General features: G+C 67.6%; 22 protein-coding genes. 12 read left to right on the top strand and 10 right to left on the bottom strand.

The window, feature by feature from the left end; all coding sequences use genetic code 11:
• Positions 1 to 20 precede the first annotated feature (20 nt).
• The 3 genes from MRAB57_RS16750 to MRAB57_RS16740 are packed head-to-tail and all read right to left on the bottom strand — an operon-like array spanning position 21 to position 4634.
• Positions 21 to 929, bottom strand: coding sequence for an alpha/beta fold hydrolase (locus tag MRAB57_RS16750; RefSeq protein WP_077088350.1), 909 nt, complete (start codon positions 927 to 929; stop codon positions 21 to 23).
• 43 nt (positions 930 to 972) lie between these two features.
• On the bottom strand, positions 973 to 3177 hold the full coding sequence (locus MRAB57_RS16745; protein ID WP_077088349.1) for a CaiB/BaiF CoA transferase family protein: 2205 nt from the start codon (positions 3175 to 3177) through the stop codon (positions 973 to 975).
• On the bottom strand, positions 3174 to 4634 hold the full coding sequence (locus tag MRAB57_RS16740; protein ID WP_077088348.1) for an aldehyde dehydrogenase family protein: 1461 nt from the start codon (positions 4632 to 4634) through the stop codon (positions 3174 to 3176). Before MRAB57_RS16740 ends, MRAB57_RS16745 begins: the two co-directional genes overlap by 4 nt.
• A gap of 195 nt (positions 4635 to 4829) precedes the next feature.
• Here MRAB57_RS16740 and MRAB57_RS16735 point away from each other — a divergent pair, with 195 nt between their 5' ends.
• The 9 genes from MRAB57_RS16735 to MRAB57_RS16695 are packed head-to-tail and all read left to right on the top strand — an operon-like array spanning position 4830 to position 12597.
• Positions 4830 to 6017 carry a cytochrome P450 gene (locus tag MRAB57_RS16735; RefSeq protein WP_077090638.1) on the top strand — a complete coding sequence of 396 codons (1188 nt, stop codon included), beginning with the start codon at positions 4830 to 4832 and terminating at the stop codon, positions 6015 to 6017.
• 4 nt (positions 6018 to 6021) lie between these two features.
• A complete protein-coding gene (locus MRAB57_RS16730) occupies positions 6022 to 7206 on the top strand; it encodes an acyl-CoA dehydrogenase family protein (RefSeq protein ID WP_077088347.1) in 1185 nt (394 codons plus the stop codon).
• 18 nt (positions 7207 to 7224) lie between these two features.
• Positions 7225 to 7770 carry an FAS1-like dehydratase domain-containing protein gene (locus tag MRAB57_RS16725; protein ID WP_077088346.1) on the top strand — a complete coding sequence of 182 codons (546 nt, stop codon included), beginning with the start codon at positions 7225 to 7227 and terminating at the stop codon, positions 7768 to 7770.
• Positions 7770 to 8168 carry a Zn-ribbon domain-containing OB-fold protein gene (locus MRAB57_RS16720; RefSeq protein WP_077088345.1) on the top strand — a complete coding sequence of 133 codons (399 nt, stop codon included), beginning with the start codon at positions 7770 to 7772 and terminating at the stop codon, positions 8166 to 8168. Before MRAB57_RS16725 ends, MRAB57_RS16720 begins: the two co-directional genes overlap by 1 nt.
• A 3-nt stretch (positions 8169 to 8171) precedes the next feature.
• Complete coding sequence (locus MRAB57_RS16715) at positions 8172 to 9293, top strand: acyl-CoA dehydrogenase family protein (protein WP_077088344.1); 1122 nt, start codon at positions 8172 to 8174, stop codon at positions 9291 to 9293.
• A complete protein-coding gene (locus tag MRAB57_RS16710; protein WP_077088343.1) occupies positions 9290 to 9739 on the top strand; it encodes a MaoC family dehydratase in 450 nt (149 codons plus the stop codon). Before MRAB57_RS16715 ends, MRAB57_RS16710 begins: the two co-directional genes overlap by 4 nt.
• Entirely contained in the window at positions 9736 to 10905 is a 1170-nt protein-coding gene (locus MRAB57_RS16705) for a lipid-transfer protein (protein WP_077088342.1), read from the top strand. The genes MRAB57_RS16710 and MRAB57_RS16705 overlap by 4 nt, the downstream gene beginning before the upstream one ends.
• Before the next feature lie 10 nt (positions 10906 to 10915).
• Entirely contained in the window at positions 10916 to 11986 is a 1071-nt protein-coding gene (locus MRAB57_RS16700) for a zinc-binding dehydrogenase (protein WP_077088341.1), read from the top strand.
• Positions 11986 to 12597, top strand: a complete 612-nt coding sequence (locus MRAB57_RS16695) for a TetR/AcrR family transcriptional regulator (protein ID WP_077090637.1) — start codon at positions 11986 to 11988, stop codon at positions 12595 to 12597. The genes MRAB57_RS16700 and MRAB57_RS16695 overlap by 1 nt, the downstream gene beginning before the upstream one ends.
• A 19-nt stretch (positions 12598 to 12616) precedes the next feature.
• Here MRAB57_RS16695 and MRAB57_RS16690 read toward each other — a convergent pair whose 3' ends face one another.
• The 4 genes from MRAB57_RS16690 to pruA form a co-directional block, all read right to left on the bottom strand.
• Positions 12617 to 14104, bottom strand: coding sequence for an FAD-dependent oxidoreductase (locus tag MRAB57_RS16690; protein ID WP_077088340.1), 1488 nt, complete (start codon positions 14102 to 14104; stop codon positions 12617 to 12619).
• 129 nt (positions 14105 to 14233) lie between these two features.
• Positions 14234 to 14845: a TetR family transcriptional regulator C-terminal domain-containing protein gene (locus MRAB57_RS16685; RefSeq protein WP_077088339.1), complete on the bottom strand. Its 612-nt coding sequence runs from the start codon at positions 14843 to 14845 to the stop codon at positions 14234 to 14236.
• 136 nt (positions 14846 to 14981) lie between these two features.
• Positions 14982 to 15950: a proline dehydrogenase family protein gene (locus tag MRAB57_RS16680; protein ID WP_077088338.1), complete on the bottom strand. Its 969-nt coding sequence runs from the start codon at positions 15948 to 15950 to the stop codon at positions 14982 to 14984.
• Positions 15950 to 17581 carry an L-glutamate gamma-semialdehyde dehydrogenase gene (pruA, locus tag MRAB57_RS16675; protein WP_077088337.1) on the bottom strand — a complete coding sequence of 544 codons (1632 nt, stop codon included), beginning with the start codon at positions 17579 to 17581 and terminating at the stop codon, positions 15950 to 15952. The genes MRAB57_RS16680 and pruA overlap by 1 nt, the downstream gene beginning before the upstream one ends.
• 83 nt (positions 17582 to 17664) lie before the next feature.
• On the opposite strand from pruA, the gene MRAB57_RS16670 reads away from it, so the two are divergent.
• A complete protein-coding gene (locus MRAB57_RS16670) occupies positions 17665 to 19260 on the top strand; it encodes a PucR family transcriptional regulator (protein ID WP_077088336.1) in 1596 nt (531 codons plus the stop codon).
• 9 nt (positions 19261 to 19269) lie between these two features.
• Here MRAB57_RS16670 and MRAB57_RS16665 read toward each other — a convergent pair whose 3' ends face one another.
• From MRAB57_RS16665 to MRAB57_RS16655, 3 genes are all read right to left on the bottom strand, one after another.
• Positions 19270 to 20121 (bottom strand): FkbM family methyltransferase, encoded by an 852-nt coding sequence (locus MRAB57_RS16665; protein ID WP_077088335.1) that lies wholly within the window; start codon positions 20119 to 20121, stop codon positions 19270 to 19272.
• A 67-nt stretch (positions 20122 to 20188) separates the two neighbouring features.
• On the bottom strand, positions 20189 to 20431 hold the full coding sequence (locus tag MRAB57_RS16660) for a DUF732 domain-containing protein (protein ID WP_157900619.1): 243 nt from the start codon (positions 20429 to 20431) through the stop codon (positions 20189 to 20191).
• 107 nt (positions 20432 to 20538) lie between these two features.
• The gene (locus tag MRAB57_RS16655; protein ID WP_077088333.1) at positions 20539 to 20859 is read right to left on the bottom strand and encodes a DUF732 domain-containing protein; all 321 of its coding nucleotides are present in this window, start codon (positions 20857 to 20859) and stop codon (positions 20539 to 20541) included.
• A gap of 281 nt (positions 20860 to 21140) precedes the next feature.
• Here MRAB57_RS16655 and MRAB57_RS28610 point away from each other — a divergent pair, with 281 nt between their 5' ends.
• A complete protein-coding gene (locus MRAB57_RS28610) occupies positions 21141 to 21371 on the top strand; it encodes a hypothetical protein (protein ID WP_157900618.1) in 231 nt (76 codons plus the stop codon).
• 60 nt (positions 21372 to 21431) lie between these two features.
• On the top strand, positions 21432 to 21851 hold the full coding sequence (locus MRAB57_RS16645) for an RICIN domain-containing protein (RefSeq protein ID WP_281254376.1): 420 nt from the start codon (positions 21432 to 21434) through the stop codon (positions 21849 to 21851).
• Positions 21852 to 21873: the final 22 nt, after the last annotated feature.

Raw genomic sequence — 21873 nt, 5'->3', positions numbered from 1 at the left:
GCCTGATCGCGGCGCGCTCATCAGGGCTGTTCGTCCCAGAGCTTGGTCAGCGTGGACAGGATCTCTTCGCCGCGGCCCAGCCCGCCGAGATGGCTTTCGCCGGGCAGCACGATCAGCTCGCAGTCGGGCAGCAGCGACACCACGTGCTGACCGTGGGCGAACGGAACGATGTGGTCGCTGTCGCCGTGCCACCAGCGGACCGGGCCTTTGACCTCGTCGAGCCGGAAGCCCCAGTCGCGGGTGAACAGGATGACGTCGTTGAAGGGGGCCGCCAGCTGCTTGCGGCTGCCGTTGAGCAGATCGTCGAGGAACATGGCGCCGAACTCGGGCCGGGTGAGCAGGCGCCGGTCGGCTTCGGGAGATATCGCGGCATACAGGAGCAGAGCGGTGTTCGCGACCGGACGAATCGACCGGACCAGCAGGCTGGCGCCGATGCGCAGCGGGTCACCGCCCAGCTTCAGCAGCGGCGCCACCCGCTTACCCAGGTTCATCAGCCCGCTGGTGATCCCCTCGTCGCCGAGGAACGGCGCGACGCCACCGAGCACGCCGGTCACCACCACCCGGTCCGGCATGGCCGCGGCCGACGCGAGCGCATACGGCCCGCCGCCGGACAGCCCGATGACGGCCATTTTGTCGATCCCGAGCGTGTCCGCGATGGTCTCCAGGTCGTTGGCGAACGCCCGGATGTTGCGGTACCGGTGGGGTGTCGACGAGCCGATGCCGGGACGGTCCAGCCCGATCAGCCGGATCTTGTGGTCCTCGGCGTACAGGCGGGCCTCGGTGGGAATCTGCCGGCGGGCGCCCGGGGTGCCGTGCAGCCAGAAGAACGCCCGGCCCTGCGGATCACCGAATTCGGCGAAGCCGATCTGGCGGTCTTCGCCGACGGCGACGTTTCCTTCGAGCTTGGGGCGGGCGATCTGGATGACCATGTCAGCAGCTTGGCATGGGACCGGCGGTTTACCAAAGGCGCGACTAGGTGTTCAGCGCCCGCTCGCCGATCACCCGCTCCTCGCGCAGGGCGGCGACGTCGTCATCGGAAAGATTCAGGCCGCGCAGGATTTCCTCGTTGTGCTGCCCGAGCGTGGGCGCGGGCGTGCGGTGGTGACGGCCCGGCCCGGGGGTGATGCGAAACGGCCAGCCCGGAAAGCGGTGAGCTCCGGTGATGGGACGCTCGAACTCCTCGTAGAAGCCCCGCTCGTCGAGTTGGGGTATGTCATACATGTGCTCGCCGGTGATCACCCGCTCCGCCGGAATACCTTGCGCCTGCAGGGTTTCCACGATCACGTCGGGTGTCTGCGTGCGGGTCCAGCCGGCGACCATGTCGTCGAACGCGTCGTGGTCGATGCCGCCGTCGTCGGGCAGCGACAGCGCCACCCACACCTCGTCCTCGTTGGTCGGATACACGCCCTGCAGGTAGCCGCGCCGGCGATTGCCTTCCCGGGGCTGTACGGCGCCGTTCATCGAGTACTCGATCACCGGCTCGGCGGTCACGCACGCGGCGACCTCGATCTGCGCGACCTCGATCAACCGCCCCTGCCCGGTGCGCCGGCGGTGTTCCAGGGCGGCCAGCAAGGCGACGCCCGCGTGCACACCCACTACGGGGTCGGCGGGCCCTTGCGGGTTGCACGGCGGGCCGTCGGGGTAGCCGGTGACTGCTGACATCCCCGCGGTCTGCTCGAAGTTCAGCGCCCACCCGACGTAGTCGCGCCAGGGGCCCTGCAGGCCGAAACCCGGCATCCGGACCAGGATCACGTCGGGCTTGAGCGCCACCAGCGACTCGTAGTCCAGGCCGAACTGCTCGACCACGCGCGGTGAGAAGTTCTCCACGACGACGTCGGCCTGCGCGGCCAGCCGCCGGGCGATCGCAAGCCCGCGCTCCGAGGTGAGGTCGAGCGTCAGGTCCTTTTTGTTGAGGTTGGTGGCCTGCCATAGCCCGCTGCGCTCGTACCAGTCGTCGCCCTCGAAGGGAAACGCGCCCGAGTAGCGAAAGCCGTCCGGGCGCTGGATGGATTCGACCTTGACGATGTCGGCGCCGAACGCACCCAGATAGCAGGTCAGGTAGGCACCAGCCCAAAAGGTGCTCAAGTCAAGCACTTTCAGCCCGGCAAAGGGTAGCGCCGTCCGATCGGGCTCCGGGTCAGGCTGCGCCACAGGGCCTTCGGTGAACCGAAATGGTTTTCCCGGGCTCTTAAACCCCCCGCCGTCGACGAAGAAGCGTCGGCTGGCGTATTGCGGAGAGTCCAGTATGGTCGCGCCGTCGTTGACCGGGGCGGCCGGAATGCGCATGGCCTGACTCAGCTCGACGATCTCGGCGACTGTTTGCTTTGCGATCAACGGCTCTGCGCGGGAATAGAATTCGGCGCGCTCGGGGCCGGCCATCATGATCTCGATCTGCTTCTCGGCGAACTCCGGTAGGCCGAGCATCGCGCACACGTCGAGCCAGTGCTGACCCGTCAGGCAGTTGATGCCCACCCAGCCGTCGGCCGCGCGGACCACCCCCAGCATGGGAGCCCCCCGCGCGTTGGTGGGCAGGCCGAGGCTGAGCATCTTCTGCGCCATCAGCATCGGATAGGGCAGCGTCGACAGCAGCGACTCGAATTCGGAAACGTCGACTTCCCGGACGTGGCCCTCGGGTGGCAACCGCAGCGAGGTCAGGGCGGCCAACGCGCCGTAGGCGCCGGCGACGTATTCGGCGATCCGGGCGCCGACCTGTACCGGCGGGCGGTCGGGATCGCGTGCGCTGACCCAGCCCGACGCCGCCTGCACGGTCAGCGACGTGGCCGGCCGGTCTCGCCACGGCCCGGTTTGCCCGAAGTGGGATATCCTGAGCACCAATAGGTTTGGGTTGATCTTGGCCAGGCTGTCGGTGTCGAGTCCCCAGCCGTCCAGCGTCCCGGGCGCAAAATTCTCGACGAGTAGGTGCGCCTGTTCGATCGGTTCCGTCGCATCCGCGAGGTCGGCAATTCGCTTGCCGGCGTTCAGGTATTCGAACAGCCCGCAGCGTTGCGGATCGGCGATGCCGCCGGCGAACGGCCCCCATCGTCGCAGCGGGTCTCCCCCGGGCGGCTCGATCTTGGTGACCTCGGCGCCGAGGTCGGCGAGAAGCTTTGTGGCGTAAGGGCCTGAGATTTCGGTGGCGATTTCGACGACGGACAGCCCGGTGAGGGGTCCCGTCACGCGGGAACCCCGATGGCCATCGGCTCCATGTACTGGTGCAGTCCGCCGATGCCACCGCCCTCGCGGCCGAGCCCGCTGAGTTTGAAGCCGCCGAACGGCGCGCCGCCGGGGCTGATGCCGTTGACGGCGATCTGGCCGGTCCGGACGCGGCGAGCGACGCTGACGGCGCGGTCCACGTCGCCGCCCCACACCGCGCCGGACAGCCCATACTGCGAGTTGTTCGCGATCGCTACCGCGTCGTCGTCGTCGCGGTAGCGCAGCACCGTCAACACCGGACCGAAGACTTCCTCTTGTGCGATAGTCGAATTCGGCTCGACGCCGGACAGGATCGTCGGTTCGACGTAGAAGCCGACGTCCAGGCCGGCCGGGCGGCGGCCGCCGGTCACCAGCGTGGCCCCGTCCTTGATGGCCCCGGCGATGTGCGCCTCGACCCGGTCCCGCTGCGCCGCACTGATCAGCGGGCCCATCTGGACGTCGGGGTCGAAGGGATCGCCCACCTTGACCTCGCGGGCCAGCGCGGCGAGCCGGGCGACGACATCGTCGTGCAGCGAATCGGGCAGCAGCAGCCGGCTGTGCAGGATGCAGGCCTGTCCGGCATGCAGCGAACAGGATTCGAAGAGCATCTGCCGCAGCATCTCGTCGGTGATCTCGGTGTCGTCGAGGATGATGCTCGCCGACTTGCCGCCCAGCTCCAGCAGGATTCGTTTCATCGTGTCGCCGGCGGCGGACATGACCTGCTTGCCGACGACCGAGCTGCCGGTGAAGCTCACCATGTCGATCCGCGGATCGGTGGTGAGCAGCTTGGCCGCCTCCACCCCGGACGGGGTGACGACGTTGACGACGCCGGGCGGGATGTCGGTGTGCTCGTCGATGATCCGCGCGAGCGCCAGCCCGGCCAGCGGGGTCAGCGGCGAGGGCTTGAGCACGACCGTATTGCCCGCCGCCAGAGCATGATTCAGCTTCATGACGTTGAGGCAGTGCGGGAAGTTCCATGGCGTCAGCACCGACACCACGCCCAGCGGCGCGTGGCGCAACAGCGTGGTCCCGGCGCTGATGCCGGAGACCGCTTCGTCGGTGAGCTGGGTGGCGAGCCCGGCGGCATGCATCGACATGAACCCGGCGCCGTCGATCTGCATCATGCGCTCGTTGGCGATGCAGCCCCACTCCGCCTGCGACAGCGCGAAGAAGTCGTCGGCGTGTTTGGTCAGCGCCTCGCCCAGCTGGTTCAGGCACGCGGCGCGCTGCTCGGCGCTCATCGTGCCCCACGGGCCGCTGTCGAAGGCGCGCCGCGCGGCACCGATCGCGTCGCTTACCTGGGCGACGCTCGCGTCGGGTGCGGTGGCGATGACGGCCTCGGTGGACGGGGACACATCGTCGTACCGGCCGTCGGCCGGCTCGACCCAGTTGCCGTCGATGTAGAGCTGGTAGGTCTGGACAAGAGCGGGTGAATCGGCCATGTGCATCCTCCGGTCATCTGATCACTTGGTGTACACGCCGCAGCGGCCGGGTGTCAATCATCAACCAAGCGAATTCCGAGCTATTTCAATATCTTTGTGTCGTGTTGACAGCATGCGGCGCAGCGGAGTAGACACATCACGCAAGACAGATTGGCCCAATCTGTCGGATCGGGTGTCCCGCGAGAGGTGCTTGCCGTGCAAACTCATCCGCCCCCGGATTTCCCGCTGCACTCCCCCGATTTCTATGCGGGTGACCCGTACCCCGCGTATCGGGAGCTGCGCGCGACGGCGCCGGTGTGCTGGAACGACGTCACGAAGTTCTGGGCGCTGTTGAAGTACGAGGACATCCGGTACGTGTCGAGCACCCCGGCCCTGTTCACCTCCACCCAGGGCATCACCATCCCCGATCCGGCGCTCCCGAGCCCGGTGCAGGCGGGCAACCTGATCTTTTCCGACCCGCCCCGGCACCGGCAGCTGCGCAAGCTGGTCAACTCGGGCTTCACCCGACGGCGAGTGGCCGTGCTGGAACCGAAGATCCGCGAAATCGTGCGCGGACTGCTCAACGGCATCGAACCGGGCTCGGTGCACGAGTTCGCCGAAGAGCTCGCCGCGCCGCTGCCCACCCGCATGATCGCCGAACTGATCGGCGCCCCGCCCGACGACTGGGAGCAGTTCCGCGCGTGGTCGGACGCGGCCACCGGATCCGCCGACCCCGAGATCGAACTCGACTCGCTGGTGGCGATGGGACAGCTCTTCGAGTACTTCCAGAAGCTGATCGCGGTGCGCCGCGTGGAACCCCGCGACGACATGCTGTCGGTCCTGGTCGAGGCCGAGATCGACGAACACCGCCTGACCGACGAGGACCTGCTCAACTTCGCGTTCCTGCTGCTGGTCGCGGGCAACGAGACCACCCGCAACCTGATCGCGCTGGGCACGCAGGCGCTGATCGCGCACCCCGAGCAACGCCGGCTGCTGGCGCAGGACCCCGGCCGGATCCCCCTCGCCGTCGAGGAGATGCTGCGTTGGAACAGCCCCGTGACGCATATGGCTCGCACCGCGACGGCCGATGTCGAGATCCGTGGTCAACGGATCCGCGCCGGCGAGACGGTGGTGATGCTCTACGGGTCGGCCAACCGCGACGAGGACATCTTCGGTCCCGACTCCGAGAAGTTCGACGTGACCCGGCACCCCAACCCGCACATCGCGTTCGGCTGCGGCGAACACTCCTGTGTCGGAGCGCAATTGGCGCGCCTGGAGGCGACCGTGTTCTTCGAAGAACTGCTGCGTCGCTTTCCCGACCTGGAGCTGGTCGGCAACGTCGACCGGATGCGGGCCACCATGGTGCCCGGGGTGAAGCGCATGCCGGTGCGGATGGGGGCCTGAGCCGATGGACCTGGAATACACGCCGGAGCAAGAGAAGCTGCGCGCCGAGATGCGCGCGACGCTGGAACAGGTGATGACGCCGGAACGCGTCGCCGCCGTCAGCGACCACCTGGAGGGCGGCCCCGCGGTGCGCGATTGCGTCCGCGCCTTGGCGGCGGCCGACCTGCTGGGCGTCGGCTGGCCCAAAGAGTATGGCGGACAGGGCTTCTCCGCGATCGAGCAGTTCATCTTCTCCGAGGAGGCGCGCCGGGCCAGCGCGCCGATCCCGCTGGTGACGCTCAACACCGTCGGGCCGACGTTGATGCATTTCGGCACCGAGGAACAGAAGCAGCGATTCCTGCCCGCGATCCTGAGCGGCACCGTCGAGTTCGCGATCGGCTATTCCGAGCCGGGCGCGGGCAGCGATCTGGCCTCGGTGCGCACGACGGCCATCCGCGACGGCGACGACTACGTGATCAACGGCCAGAAGATGTTCACCAGCGGTGCGGCCTATGCCGATTACATCTGGCTGGCCGTGCGCACCGACCCGGAAGCCAAGAAGCACAAGGGCATTTCGATCATCATCGTGCCGACCTCGTCGCCGGGCTTCTCGTGGCAGCCGCTGCACACCATGCCGGGCATCTCGACGTTCTACACCTTTTACGACGACGTGCGGGTGCCGGCCAGCGCGGTGGTGGGCGGCGAGAACCAGGGCTGGCAGCTGATCACCACGCAGTTGAATTTCGAACGGGCGGCCCTGGGCAATCTCGGCGCGCTGGAGCCGTTGTTCGAAAAGACTTTGGACTGGGCGATTTCCACCGAGCTCGACGGTGGCCGCGTCATCGATCAGCCCTGGGTGCAATCGGCCCTGGCCCGGGTCGAAGCCCAGGTCGCCGCGTACAAGCTCGTCAACTCGCGGGTGAACGCGGCGATGACGAAGGGCGCGCTGAGCATGGGCGAGGCGTCGGCGGCCAAGGTGTTCGGCACCGAGCTCACCCAGCAGGTCGCCCGCGAACTGCTCGAGGTGCTCGACGGCAACGGGGTGCGGCGCGGTGCCGACGCGCCGCTGCGCGGGGCGCTGGAATCCGCGTACCGCCAGGCCGTCATCAATACCTTCGGCGGCGGGGCCAACGAAATTCAACGTGACATCATCGCAATGGCCGGGCTGGGCATGCCGCGGGCACCGCGTGACCTTCGGGCCACGAATTAGTCAGGAGGACGAACCTACGTGACCGACTCAGAATCCGTCAGCGCCAAAGTGCGGGCCCTCGTCGGGCAGCCGACCGGCGGCACCGGAAAGCCCTCGCTGGCACCGGACCCGGTGAACCAGCCGATGATTCGCCACTGGGCGTACGCGATGGCCGATATGAACCCCGTCTACATCGACCCGGAGTTCGCCGCGTCGTCCCGGTTCGGCGGCATCGTGTCGCCGCCGGTGATGCTGCAGTCCTGGACCATGCCGTCACCGAAGCTCGAGGGCATCGGCGAACGCGGTGGAGCGCCCATCGAGATCCACGGCAACCCAACGGCATTCCTCGACGAAGCGGGCTACACCAGCACGGTGGCGACCAACTCGGAGTTCGACATGGAGCGCTACCCCCGCCTCGGCGACGAGATCAGCGCGACGACGGTGTACGAATCCGTCTCCGACGAGAAGACGACGGCGCTGGGCACCGGCTTCTTCCTCACCTGGCTGACCACCTACACCGACCAGCACGGCGAGGTGCTGGGTCGGCAACGATTCCGGGTGCTGCGCTTCAGGCCGGCGAACTGATGGCGGCGCGACTGGCTCCGGCGATCACGCCGGACACCGAGTTCTTCTGGAATGGGTTGCGGGAGAACAAGCTCCTGATCCAGCGTTGCGGTGGCTGCGGGCAGCTGCGCCACCCGCCGCGGCCGATGTGCCCGCACTGCCGCTCGCTGCAGTGGGATGCGATCGAGTCGTCGGGCCGCGGCACCGTCTACAGCTACGTGATGCCGCACGAGCCTAAGTTCCCGTTCTTCGAGTACCCCTACGTCGTCGCGCTGGTGGAACTCAAGGAAGGGGTGCGGCTGGTGTCCAACCTGACCGGCATCGACCCGGCCGAGGTGACCACCGGAATGGCCGTCGAGGTGTACTACCAGACCTTCGATGACGACCTGGTGCTGCACCAGTTCCGGCCGGCCGGCTGAATCATGGATTTCTCGTTCACCGAAGAGCAGGAGACGATCGCCAAGCTCGCGCGCGATCTCTTCCAGCGCCGCGCCACGCCCGACCGGCTGACCGAGCTGGAGGCCGGCGACGTCCGCTACGACGTGGCGCTGTGGAAAGAGCTTGCGGCCGTTGACCTGCTGGGCACCGCGCTGCCGGAGTCGGCCGGCGGCAACGGCGGCGGCTTCGTCGAGCTCGGCGTCCTGCTGGCCGAGGTCGGCTGGAGCGTGGCGCCGGTGCCGGCCTACGCGACGCTGGTGCTGGGCGCCGACCCGATCGCGCGGCACGGCACGCCCGAGCAACAACAGCGCTTCCTGCCGGGCGTGCTCGCCGGAACCCGCATCCTCACTGCGGGACTGGCGGAGCCCGGCCGCTCGGACCCGTCACTGCCGGCCACCACCGCGCGCCGCGACGGCACTCAGTGGCGCCTGGACGGCGCCAAGGAGCTGGTGCCGGCCGCCCAGATCGCTGACACCGTGTTGATTCCCGCGGCGATGGATGACGGCGCCGTCGGCCTGTTCCTGCTGGCCACCGATGCCCCCGGCGTCGATATTCGTCCGGTGCCGACCACCAGTCGCGAGCCGCACGCCGACGTATTACTGGACGGCGCAGTCGTTTCCGATGCCGACCGGCTGGTCGGTGCCGGGCTGGTCGAGTCGTTGCACGCCCGCGCCCTGGTCGCGCTGTGCGCGATCCAGCTCGGTGTGGTGGAGCGGGCGCTGCACATCGCGGCCGAATATACTTCCGGGCGTGAGCAATTCGGCCGCCCGATCGGTAGCTTCCAGGCGGTGCAGCAGCGGATGGCCGACGCGTTCATCGACGTAGAAGCGATCCGGTGGACCACCTGGCAAGCGGCGTGGCTGATTGCCCACGACCGGCCCTCGGAAAAGGCACACCGGGCCGCCCGCATCGCCAAATTCTGGGCCGCCGAGGCCGGCGCCCGCGTCGCCGCCACCACCCAGCACGTGCACGGCGGCATCGGCATCGACACCACCTATCCCCTGCACCGCTACTTCTTGTGGGCCAAGCACAACGAGCTCACCCTCGGTCCCGCTTCGGCGCAGCTGGCCCGGCTTGGCGCAACCTATTCGGAAGGACACGCATGACGACGACCGCCAACCGCACTCTGCAATGGCAGGACATCTCACCGGGTGACGAGGTCACGCCGCTCGAAATCCCGATCACCACAACGATGATCGTCGCGGGTGCGATCGCCACCCGCGACTTCATGCCGGTGCATCACGACCGCGACTACGCCAAGCAGCAGGGCTCGCCCAACCTGTTCATGAACATCCTGACCACCAACGGCTACTGCGTGCGCTTCCTGACCGACTGGGCCGGACCCGAGGCGATGGTGAAGAACCTGTCGATCCGACTTGGCGTGCCGTGCTTTCCGGACGACCCGCTGCGGTTCACCGGCAGCGTCACCGGCAAGACCGAGGGATCGGACGGAGAGAACTTCGTCGAGGTGGCCTTCGCCGGCGCCAACAGCCTGGGTGATCACGTGTCGGGCACCGCGGTGCTCAGCCTGCTCGACGGGTCGGGCGCATGAGCAGGACGCTGCCGGGCGCGGCGGCGATCGTCGGGATCGGCCAGACGGAGTTCTCCAAGGAATCCGGGCGCAGCGAGCTGCAATTGGCGTGCGAGGCGGTCAGCGCGGCGCTCGACGACGCGGGCCTGGCGCCCAGCGACGTCGACGGCATGGTCACCTTCACGATGGATTCCAGCGACGAGATCGACATCGCGCGCAACGTGGGCATCGGCGACCTTTCGTTCTTCTCCCGGGTGCATCACGGCGGCGGCGCGGCGGCGGGCACCGTGGTGCACGCGGCGATGGCCGTCGCCACCGGTGTCGCCGACGTCGTGGTGTGCTGGCGCGCCTTCAACGAACGGTCCGGCTTCCGGTTCGGCGGCAGCGGACGCAGCATGGCCGAAACACCGTTGTTCATGGCGCATTACGCGCCGTTCGGGTTGCTGACTCCCGCGTCCTGGGTCGCCGTGCATGCCCAGCGCTACATGTCGACCTACGGCGTCACCAACGAGGACTTCGGCCGGATCGCGGTGGTCGATCGCAAGCATGCGGCGACCAACCCCGATGCCTGGTTCTACGAACGGCCGATCACCCTGGAAGACCACCAGAATTCGCGTTGGATCGTCGAACCCGTGCTGCGCCTGCTGGATTGCTGCCAGGAGAGCGACGGCGGCGTAGCGCTCGTCATCACCAGCGCCGAGCGCGCCCGCGACCTGCGCCAGCCGCCGGCCATCATCACCGCGGCCGCCCAGGGCGCGGCCCACAACGGCGAGATGATGACGAGCTACTACCGCGACGAGATCACCGGGCTGCCCGAGATGGGCGTGGTGGGCCGCCAGCTGTGGCGCGACTCAGGGCTCAAGCCGCAAGACATTCAAACCGCCTTCATCTACGACCATTTCACGCCGTTCGTGTTCGCCCAGCTCGAGGAGCTCGGATTCTGCGGGCGCGGCGAGGCCAAGGACTTCGCCACCATCGAGCGGCTGTCGCTCGGCGGCGAGTTCCCCATCAACACCAACGGCGGCCTGCTCGGCGAGGCGTACATCCACGGCATGAACGGCATCACCGAGGGTGTGCGCCAGGTCCGCGGCACCTCCTACAACCAGGTCGACAACGTCGAGCACGTGCTGGTGACGTCGGGAACCGGCGTGCCCACCAGCGGCCTGATCCTGGCACCGGCGGGCTGAGGGGGTCGTCATGCCGAAGCTCGCAGTGTTGACCGCGATCGGGGGGCCGATCGAGCTGGCCGAGTTTCCGCTGTCCACCCCGGCGCCGGGCGCGGCCGCACTGCGGCTGCGGATGGCCGGCATCTGCGGATCCGACCTGCACATCTTCCGCGGCGAGCTCCCCCTGCCCTGCCCGTTTGCCATGGGCCACGAAATGGTGGGCGAGATCGCCGAGCTCGGCGACGGCCTGAGCACCGATGCAACCGGCAAACCGCTGGCCGTCGGCGATCGCATTGTGACGCCGTACTTTTGGTTCTGCGGCCGGTGCCACGCCTGTGCGCGCGGGCGGTCGTACGCGTGCCAGAACCTGATGGCCGGCGAATACCGCACCCACGAGCAGGCGCCGCACTTCGTCGCCGCCTACGGCGAGTTTTACTACACCAGCCGGCGGCAGCCGCTGTACAAGGTGCCCGATGATCTGCCCGACGCGGCCGTCGCGCCACTGAATTGCGCGCTGGCACAGGTGCTTTTCGCGCTGCGCGATGTGCGGCTCGGCGACACCGTCGTGATCCAGGGCGCCGGCGGGCTGGGCATCAACGCCGCGGCCGTGGCGCGCACGGCGGGGGCGGCCGAGGTCATCGTCATCGACAAGATCGCCGAACGGCTCGACGTCGCGGCAGATTTCGGCGCCACCCGCTGCATCGACGCCAGCGAGCTGTCGACTGCGGAGGTCACCGAGCGGGTACACAAGCACACCGACGGCATCGGCGCCGACTGGGTGCTCGAAGTCGTCGGCGTGCCGGGCGTCATTCCCGAGGGCATCGCATTCCTCAACAACGGCGGAACCCTGCTCGAGGTCGGCAACGTCGGGATGGGACGCACCGTGGAGCTCGACCCGAGTTCCCTGGTCTACGGCAACAAATCCGTTCGCGGCGTGATGTTCTACGACCCGGTCACCCTGGCCGTCGGGCTATCCTTCCTGCAGCACACCAGCTTTCCGTTCGAGAAACTGATGCCCAAGCCGTTCCACCTAGCCGACGTCAACGAGGCATTCGCCTCGGCCGACGCCGGGCTGGTGCCCAGGGGCGCGTTGGTTCCGTGATGACCGCGTTGAACCAGGAGACCGATACCCGCGACCTGATCGTGGAGTCCGCCTTCGCGTGCTTCGGCAAGCAGGGCTTGCAGAAGGCGACGATCGTCGACATCGCCAAGCACGCCGGCGTATCGCGCAGCACGATCTACGAATACTTCTCCGACAAGGCGTCGATCGTCGAGGCGTGTGCCGAGCACGCCTCGCAGCAGTTCTATCGCGAGATGACCAAGGCGATCGACCGGGAGGGCGGCACCCTCGAGGACAAGCTTTGTGCCGCGGCGGTATTCGTCACGCAGGCGCGGCGCGCGATTGCCTCGGAGAAATACTTCGACGAGGACGCGATCAGCCTGCTGCTGACCAAGGACGCGGCCGTGCTGCTGCGCGAATGCGTCGAGTTCTTCGCGCCCTACCTGTCGGCGGCCCGGCTCACCGGCGAGGTCCGCAAGGACCTCGACATCGAGGCCGCCGGCGAATGGTTTGCGCGCATACTCTTTTCACTGTTCAGCACGCCGTCGTCGATACTCGACATGGACGACCCCGACGTGGCGGCGGAATTCGTCCGTGCCCACGTGGTACGCGGTTTCGCCAGCGAGCGCCCGCGGACCCGCCGCGCTCAGTGACCGATCACATCGAGCATCGCTACGCGGCAGACCCGCGGCCGTGTAGATGATCCAGCGCTGCGGGCAATCCGGTCCGACTCGAATCCGGCGAGGCCCATGCGACGTAGCCGTCTGGTCTGATCAGCAGTGCCGACGGCACGTCGACCCACCCCACGACGGGTAGTCGCCACCGGCGACCCGTCTGCTGGGCTGCAACGTAGTCGACGGTCTCGGGTAGGACCGCGGGTCTTTCGGGTGTGCGCTCGAAGTCGAGCAGTACCGGGCGTTGGGAGTGCAACAGGGGAAAAACACTGCGGCATCCCGTCGCGCTTCTGATTTCAGCGTCGGGGACACGCCTGCCGATCAAGGGGTGCGGTGCGTCCGGGGCGTAGCAGACGTCCATGCTCGACATCGCCGCAGCCAGGCGCTCGTTGGCACCGTCATCACGCAGCAGCGAGGCCAGCTGTGCGCGCATCGCCGTGACGTTGTCACCGGACTCGAGCAGGGCGGACTGGGCTCGGGTGTTGACCATGACATGGGCGGCCTGTGGGTGACGTTCCTGGTGGTAGGTGTCGAGCAACGCCTGCGATGCGTGCCCCTGGATGACCGAGGCGAGTTTCCAGCCGAGATTGACCGCATCCTGCATACCCAGATTCATGCCTTGCCCGCCCAACGGCGGATGGATGTGAGCGGCGTCTCCCGCCAACAGCACACGGCCGCGGCGATATTCGCCGGCCTGACGATGGTGGTCGGTGAATGATGACACCCAGAGCGGCTTGTGCATGCCGAAATCCGTGCCGGCCACCCGAATGGCGCACTCGCGCAGCGTCGCCAGCGTCATCGGCTCGTACGAATGCTCGGGGCGATACTCCGTCACCGTGACCCGACACCACGGCTGTCCGCTGAGTGCACCCAGCGGCATCACCGACACCGTGCCGGTTGCCCTGCGGTCGCATATCAGCCAATCCGAAGGCGATTCAGCAAGGTCGACATCGCCAAGCAGGTAGGTAATGCTCCCGTCGGAGCCATCGAACGTAATACCGGCGAGCCGGCGCACGGTGCTGCGCGCACCGTCACAGCCGATGAGATAGTCCACGCGCTCTTGGGTCGGCCCGTCCGCGGTCTGCAGCTCAACGTTGACGCCGTCGTCGTCATGGTCCAGACCCTCCACCTCGGTGGACCATTCCACGGCCGCGCCCCACTCGCGCGCGAAACGCTCGAGAATGTTCTCGGTGACCGATTGCAGCACACCGAACAGGTACGGGTAGCGGGTGGGCAACGTTGACCAGTCGACGCCGATCCCGGCGAAATGGGCCACCGTCAACGGACGTCCATTCCCCAGGAATTCACCCACCATGCCCCGCTGGTCCAGCACCTCCATCGTCCGGGGATTCAATGCCGCGGCGCGAGATGCCTTGCCGCGACACGGCGCCCGGTCGACCAGCCGTACCGATATCCCCGCTCGGCGCAATTCGTACGCCAGCATCAACCCAGTCGGCCCGGCGCCGACGATCAGCACCTGCGTCATATCGGGGCAGCGATCTCGTCATCCGACACAGGAAACCGTCCTCCACGTGGGCATTCGTGCGATCACCACCGAGTTTGCCCAATAAAAAATGGAGCCTCAACTCCAAAAAAATTCGTGCGCGACGCTCGATTAGCCGGGCGCCAAGCGGCGCAGGTAGTCGATCATCGTGTCGATTGCTGCCTCCAACGGCTTGGTGTCGCGGTGTACCTGGCTGAGCAACAAGCCGCCCTGGATCCCCGCGAGCAGGGACAGCGCGATCCGGTCGACGTCAGTCCCGGGCGGGAGCTCGCCCCGTGCCATAGCTGCCGTGAGGCAGTCGGTGATCAGTGCCTGCCATCGCGCGAACGCCCCCTCCAGCCGAGCCCTCGCCGGCGGGTCGGTCTCAGCCAACTCGTTGGCCAGCGATCCGATGGGGCAACCGCCGGTGCAACCCTTGTCTCGCATTGCTTCGACCATCAAGTGTCGCCATCGCGACAGCTCCGCGATGCTGTGGACCTGCGCAAGCGCCAACTCCTGGCTACCCAGAATCTGGTCGCTCTGGCCCTCGACGACAGCGGACACCAGCTCACTCTTCTCGGAGAAGTAGTGGTACATCTGCGATGCACTCACGCCGGCCGCGGCCTGGACATCCTTGATGGTGGTGTGCGCTACCCCGTGTTCGGCCATCAACTGCGCGGCCGCGCGCACGATCCGTTCCCGGGTCGCACGACCCTTTGCCGTCAGCTTGGCGCGATGCTCCATCAAACCCCTGCGAATCAGACTGGAATGAGTACTCCAATTTCTTCAGTGTATCCAGGCGCCCGATTCAGCGGTGCGCCCAGGGCGTCCAGTGCGGCTAGGGCGACATCGGGCCGGATTTCCCGCCCGGACTACACACTCAACGGTGGCGCTGCGCCAGGGCCCTTAGGAAAAACGTCAGGTTGGCGGGGCGCTCGGCGAGCCGGCGCATGAAGTAGCCGTACCACTGCGTGCCGAACGGCACGTACACCCGGACCTGGTCACCGGCCGAGGCGAGCCGCACCTGCTCGTCGTCGCGGATGCCGTACAGCATCTGGTACTCGAATTCGCGTGTCCCGCGGCTCGATTCGCTTGCCATCGCGGGCACCGCGCCGATGATGGCCGGGTCGTGTGAGGCGACCATCGGATACCCCGTTCCGGCCATCAACACCCGCAGGCAGGCCAGATACGACTCGGTGACCTCGGCGTTGCCCCGATAGGCAACCGATGCCGGCTCGTCGTAGGCGCCCTTGCACAGCCGGATCCGGGCGCCGGACGCGGCGAATTCCTCGCAGTCGCCCAGGGTTCGGCGCAGGTAGGCCTGCAACACCGTGCCCAACCATCCAAACTCGGCCCGCAGGTCGCGCACGATGCCCAGCGTCGAATCGGTCGTGGTGTGGTTCTCGGCGTCCACCGTCACCCATACACCGGCACGCTGGGCGGCGTCGCAGATCGACCACGCGTTCTCCCGCGCGATCTTCTCCCCGTCGCGCTCCAGCGACTGCCCCAGCGCCGACAGCTTGACCGATACCTCCAGCGGCCGGCTGCCCACTGTGGCGTCATCGCCCAAGCCACCCAGCCTTTCAATCAGGTTTAGGTACGTCCGCACCGCCGCATCGGCGTCGTCGGTGTCGGACACATCCTCGCCCAGGTAGTCGATGCTGACGAAGCGACCCGATTGCCGCAGCGCGGCAACGCTATCCAGCGCCGAGTCGATCGTCTCCCCCGGCACGAAGCGGTGCACCACCCGGCGGGTGACCGACAGCCCCTCGGCGGCTCGGCGCAATCCCTCGCGCCGGCTTGCGGCCATGATGGCGGGCCGCAGCGTGTTGGCGAACAGGCCGGACATCAGTCGGATCCCATGTGCGGGTAGGTGTGGTTGGTGGCGGGCACGAACGTCTCCTTGATGGTGCGGGCCGACGTCCAGCGCATCAGGTTCAGCACCGACCCGGCCTTGTCGTTGGTGCCCGAGCCGCGCGAGCCGCCGAACGGCTGGCGGCCGACGACGGCCCCGGTTGGCTTGTCGTTGACGTAGAAGTTGCCGGCGGCGAACCGCAGCCGGTCCTGCGCGGTCAGCACGGCCTCGCGGTCGTCGGCGATGACGGCGCCGGTCAGCGCGTAGCGCGACCCGGTGTCGATGACGTCGAGGATGCGCTCATAGGAGTCGTCGGGGTACACGTGCACCGACAGCAGGGGGCCGAAGTACTCGGTCGAAAACGCCTCGTCGGTCGGGTCGTCGGACAGCAGCACGGTCGGCCGCACGAAATAGCCGACGCTGTCGTCGTATTCGCCGCCCGCGGCGATCGTGACACCGGCCGCACCCTTGGCCCGCTCGATCGCGCCGACGTTCTTGTCGAAGGCCCGCTTGTCGATCAGCGCGCCGCCGTAGTTGGTCAGATCGGTGACGTCACCGAAACTCAGCTCGGCGGCAGCGCCCAGGAAGTCGTCGCCCATCCGGTGCCACACCGAGCGCGGGATGAAGGCGCGCGACGCCGCCGAGCACTTCTGGCCCTGGTAGTCGAATGACCCGCGAATCAGGGCCGTGCACAGCACATCCGGGTTGGCAGAGGCGTGGGCGAGCACGAAGTCCTTGCCGCCGGTTTCACCGACCAGCCGCGGATAGCTGTGGTAGCGGCCGATATTGGCGCCGACCAGCCGCCACAAGTGCTGGAAGGTGGCCGTCGATCCGGTGAAGTGAATGCCGGCCAGCCGCGGATCGTCCAGTGCCACATCGGAAACCGCGATCCCGTCTCCGGTGACCAGGTTGATCACCCCGGGCGGCAGCCCGGCGGCCTCGAGCAGCTGCATGGTCAGGTAGGCCGACAGCGTCTGGGTGATCGACGGCTTCCACACCACGGTGTTGCCCATCAGCGCCGGGGCGGTCGGCAGGTTGCCCGCGATCGAGGTGAAGTTGAACGGCGTGATCGCGTAGACGAAGCCGTCCAGCGGGCGGTAATCGCTGCGGTTCCACTCCCCCGGGCCGCTGACCGGCTGCTGCGTCAGGAGCTGGCGGGCGAAGGCCACGTTGAATCGCCAGAAGTCGATCTGCTCGCAGGGCGAGTCGATCTCGGCCTGATACGGCGACTTGGACTGGCCGAGCATCGTCGCGGCGGCGATCTTTTCGCGCCACGGCCCGGCCAACAGGTCGGCGGCCCGCAGGAAGACCGCGGCACGCTCGTCGAAGGGCATCGCCGCCCAGGCGGGTTTGGCGGCCATCGCGGCGTCGATCGCCGCCGTCGCGTCGGCGTGCACCGCGTTGGTCAGGGTGCCCAGCTTCGCGGCGTGCCGGTGCGGCTGGACGACGTCGATGCGCTCGCCGTCCCCCATCCGATGCTTGCCGGCGATGACGTGCGGCAGGTCGATCGCGCGGTCGGCGAGCGCGGCCAGTTCCGCGCGCAGGCGGGTGCGTTCGGGGGAATGCGGGGCGTAGTCGTGGACCGGCTCGTTGGTCGGCGTCGGCACCTGGGTGATCGCGTCCATACGGCCAGGATCCTCGGTCCGGGGCGGCGATCTGTTGGCCAATCGGACAGGATGTTGGCGTCTAGGTAGTAAAATCGGACAATATGCGGACCTCCGGTGTTGGACTGGGTCAGCTGCTGCTTGCGCTGGACGCGACGCTGGTCGGCCTGGTCGACGCCCCGCGGGGCCTCGACCTTCCCGTGAGCTCGGCGGCGCTGATCGACTCCGACGACGTCCGCCTGGGCCTCGCGGCGGCGGCCGGCTCAGCCGACGTCTTCTTCCTGCTCGGCGTCGCCGAAGACGAGGCGCTTGGCTGGATCGCCAAGCAGGCCCACGAGCGCGCGCCGGTGGCCATCTTCGCCAAGGAGCCGTCGGACGCGCTGGTGAGCAAGGCGGTCGCGGTCGGGTCGGCAGTGGTGGCCGTGGAGCCACGGGCCCGCTGGGAACGGCTGTATCAGCTGGTCAACCACGTCCTCGAACATCACCGGCACGGCGACCCGGTGGACGACTCGGGCACCGACCTGTTCGGCCTGGCGCAGTCGCTGGCCGACCGGATTCACGGCATGGTCAGCATCGAAAACGCCCAGTCGCAGGTGCTGGCCTATTCGGCCTCCAACGACGAGGCCGACGAGTTGCGCCGCCTGTCGATCCTGGGTCGCGCCGGGCCGCCCGAGCACCTCAAGTGGATCGGCCAGTGGGGCATCTTCGACGCGCTGCGGGCCAGCGACGAGGTGGTGCGGGTCGACGAGCGCCCGGCGCTGGGGCTGCGGCCACGGCTGGCCGTCGGCATCTACCAGCCGCCGAGCGGCCCGCGACGACCACCGGTGTTCGCCGGCACCATCTGGGTGCAGCAGGGGTCACAGCCGCTGGCCGAGGATGCCGAGCAGATCCTGCGTGGTGCGGCCGTGCTGGCCGCGCGGATCATGTTCCGGCTGGCGGCGCGGCCGTCGACGCATGCGCTGCGGGTGCAACAACTGCTGGGCCTGACGGAGGGTGATCCGGCGGACGTGGCCGGCATCGCACGGGAACTCGGCCTGGCCGCCGACGGCGAGGCCGCGCTGATCGGGTGGGACACCGCCGACGCCGGGGCCCGACACGCACGGCTGACCGACGTTTTGGCATTGAGCGCCAGCGCTTTTCGCCGAGATGCACAGGTAGCCTCGCGCGGCTCACGAATCTATGTGCTGCTGCCGCAGACCGCGACGGCCCGGTCGGTCGCGTCGTGGGTCCGGGGCACCATCAGCGCGCTGCGCACCGAACTCGGCGTCGAGCTGCGGGCGGCCATCGCCGTGCCGATCGCGGGCCTATCCGGGATCGCGGTGGCGCGTGGCGAGGTGGATCGCGTGTTGGATAGCGCTGGGCGACACCCGATTTCGATCGGGCGGGTGACCTCGCTGGCCGAGGCGCGCACCACGGTGTTGCTCGACGAGATCGTCACGCTGGTCGGCGCCGACGAGCGGCTGGTCGATCCGCGGATCCGCGACCTGAGCGCCGGGGATCCGGTTCTGACCGAGACGCTGCGGGTCTACCTGGACAGCTTCGGCGACGTCGCGGCCGCCGCGTACCTGTTGCAGGTGCATCCCAACACGGTCCGCTACCGGGTGCGCCGGATCGAAAAGCTGTTGTCGACGTCGCTGGCCGATCCCGAAGTGCGGCTGGTGTTTTCACTGGGGCTGCGGGCGCTGGAACGCCCAGCCTAGGCACGAATGCTATAGGGCCGCAACCATTGTCAGGTAGCGCTCCTGGCTTGCCGCCTCCACCGCGCCTCGCTGCTCGAGCAGCATCACGCAGCGCAATGCCAGGTCGAATGATCGATAGCAGTGATGCGCGATCAGTGCCAGGTGCTTGAGCTGTTCGTCGCTCATCGAGTCCGGGTGGACGAAATCGCGGACGTAGACGAGGTCGGCCTCCAGCAGTTGGTTCATCACCTGGTTGGGATGCACGTAGGGGAAGATGGGCCAACCCTTGACCGCGGCGAAGCAGTGCGGAATGAATCCCTGGCCGCGCAGCTCAACGTCGATCTCGCCCAGGCCCGGCTGAGCTTTGTACAGCGGCACGAACGAGATCTCGGTCTGAATCGCGACGGTCTCGGCGAGCTTTTTTCGTCCCCCCTGAAAAGCCGCCAGCTCGCCGCCCTGGATGTCGATCTTCAGAAAGTCGAGGTGGCCAATCTCCGAAATGTCGTCGAGCCGTGCCGTTTCCACGGCGATGCGTTCGTTCACATTGGCGTACGTCTTGAAGTATTCGAACGTCTCCAACGCCGCGGGATCGGGTTCGAGCAGGCTCGTGCATCCGGATGCGTCGCACACATTCAGCGTGTGGGCGCCGCCGTCACCCACCGCATGCGGCAGATAATTCTCCGCGGGTCCTTTGTTGAGCTGGAGCGCGCGCAGGGCCTCGGGTTGCGGCTCGAACCCGGTCACCCGACACAGCCCCGCGGCGAGCATCGGCGCATAAGGCGGCGCGCCGTCGGTCGGATTCGCACCGACATCCACCACGTCGATAAGGCGCTGCGGGGACAACAGGTTGCGAAGGGCTTGACTGGTGTCCGGGTGGACCATGCGCGATAAGACTACACGGCTGACGAATACGGCTGTGGCCGTGGCGATTAACGCGAGAGCTCAGCCCCTATCCCGGCGCGTCCTGCGGGCAGTAGTAGGTGGTCGAATCGGCGACGAACATGGCGGCGTGCTGGCGGTCTAGACCGGAGTGCGCAGCGAGATACTGGTAGGCGCTCTCTTGGTAGTCGAGCATGTCGCACACCTCCTGAGCGTCCTTGATCAAGGCCGCATCCGGAGTGTCGACGCCGATTCCCTGTGCACGCACCTGTCTGACGAAGTCGTCCGCCCCGGTTGCGTGTGCGACCGGCATCGCGCTCCCCAACGCAATAGCACTGGCGGCCAAGATTCCTGTGGCCATGGCCCCCTTCACGGCGCCTGCAGCGTTCATGTCGTTGTGTCCTTTCGAGCTACGGGCCGCTACGTGGGCGCGTACTGCGGGCAGAAGAAGGTAGCCGAATCGGCGATGAAACTGGCGGCATGCCTCGGGCCCAGGCCCGCGTATTGCGATAGGTAGGGGTAGGCCGACTGCTGGTAGGTGAGCAGGTCACACACCTCTTGGGCGTCCTCGATAATGGCGCCGTCCGGTGCGCCGACGCCGATCCCGTCCGCCCGCACTTTTCTGAGGAAGTCGTCCGTGCCGGTTGCGTGTGCGACCGGCATCGCGCTCCCCAACGAAATCGCGATAGCCGCCAGGGCTCCGATGGCCGTGCGCCGATGCACGGTGCCCGCAATGTTCATCGCTCGTTTCCTTTCCGTTCACCTACTAGAATGCGCTTACGCCGCCGCTCCCGCAACGGTCCTGGCCTGCGCAATCGCTTGCTAATTCCTGAGAATTGACGCCCTAAATCCACAGTTTCGGCGGTTTGGCGCACCTTGTCGTCGTTGTGATCGAAACTCCGTTCGATTGATTCAGCAAAGAAAAATCCGGCGGCGCGGGCTAACGTGGTGCCACGAGCGCCGTCCCGCCGCAACCAGCGGCAATGGGGTGCCGCCGCTTCGACGAGAAAAGGAATCCCAACGTGAAGACGAGAGTCGTGATGACCACGGTCGGCGCCGCGGCGGCAGCCTTGGCCGCCGCAGTCATGTGGACCGTGCCATCGGCCTCGGCCGGCACCGACTTCTGCAATGGGCTACCCAACGCGCAGCAAGCTCGTGAATGCAACTGCGGCTTCGACTTCGCCCCGGGCAGCCAGGAGCTGCAAGATTGCATGGCCGGAAAGCCGGTTACACCCCCACCCCCGCAGCCTTAGCGGGCGAAGCGCTTGAGGCACAACGACTCCCGCCCGGTCGGCGGGCTCCGGGCGATTGTCGTGTCGAGCACAGTTCTCGGCGCCGCGGTGCTAGGCGCCGGTAACGCGAATGCGGACGGCCCCGTTCAGTTGAGGAGCCGACTGGGCGATGCGTGCGTGGACGCCGCGGGCGGGAACTGGCTCAACCCGCCGGTGATCAACCCCTGCAATGGGTCCGACGCCCAGCGCTGGAATGTCAACGCCGACGGCCGGCTCGAGAGCGTGGCCTTCCCCGGGCAGTGCCTGAATGGCGGCGACACCGCGAGGGTGGGCATCGCGGCGTGTTGGGGCAGCCGTCGTTGGAACATCCAGCCCGACGGTCGGATCACCGCCGTTCTCAGCGGCTGTCTCACCGTCCTCGGCGGCACGAATCCCGGGACGTGGCTCGGCACCCGCTTTTGCAACGGCTCACCGGAACAGGGGTGGGACAGCGTTCCATGAGCGGTCGCCGCGCCACCGGCGG

Origin of the sequence: Mycobacterium rhizamassiliense (assembly GCF_900157375.1) — a bacterium.
Lineage (GTDB): Bacteria > Actinomycetota > Actinomycetes > Mycobacteriales > Mycobacteriaceae > Mycobacterium > Mycobacterium rhizamassiliense.
The sequence above is the reverse complement of the archived record's forward strand: the minus strand, read 5'-3'. Positions and strand labels throughout refer to the sequence as shown.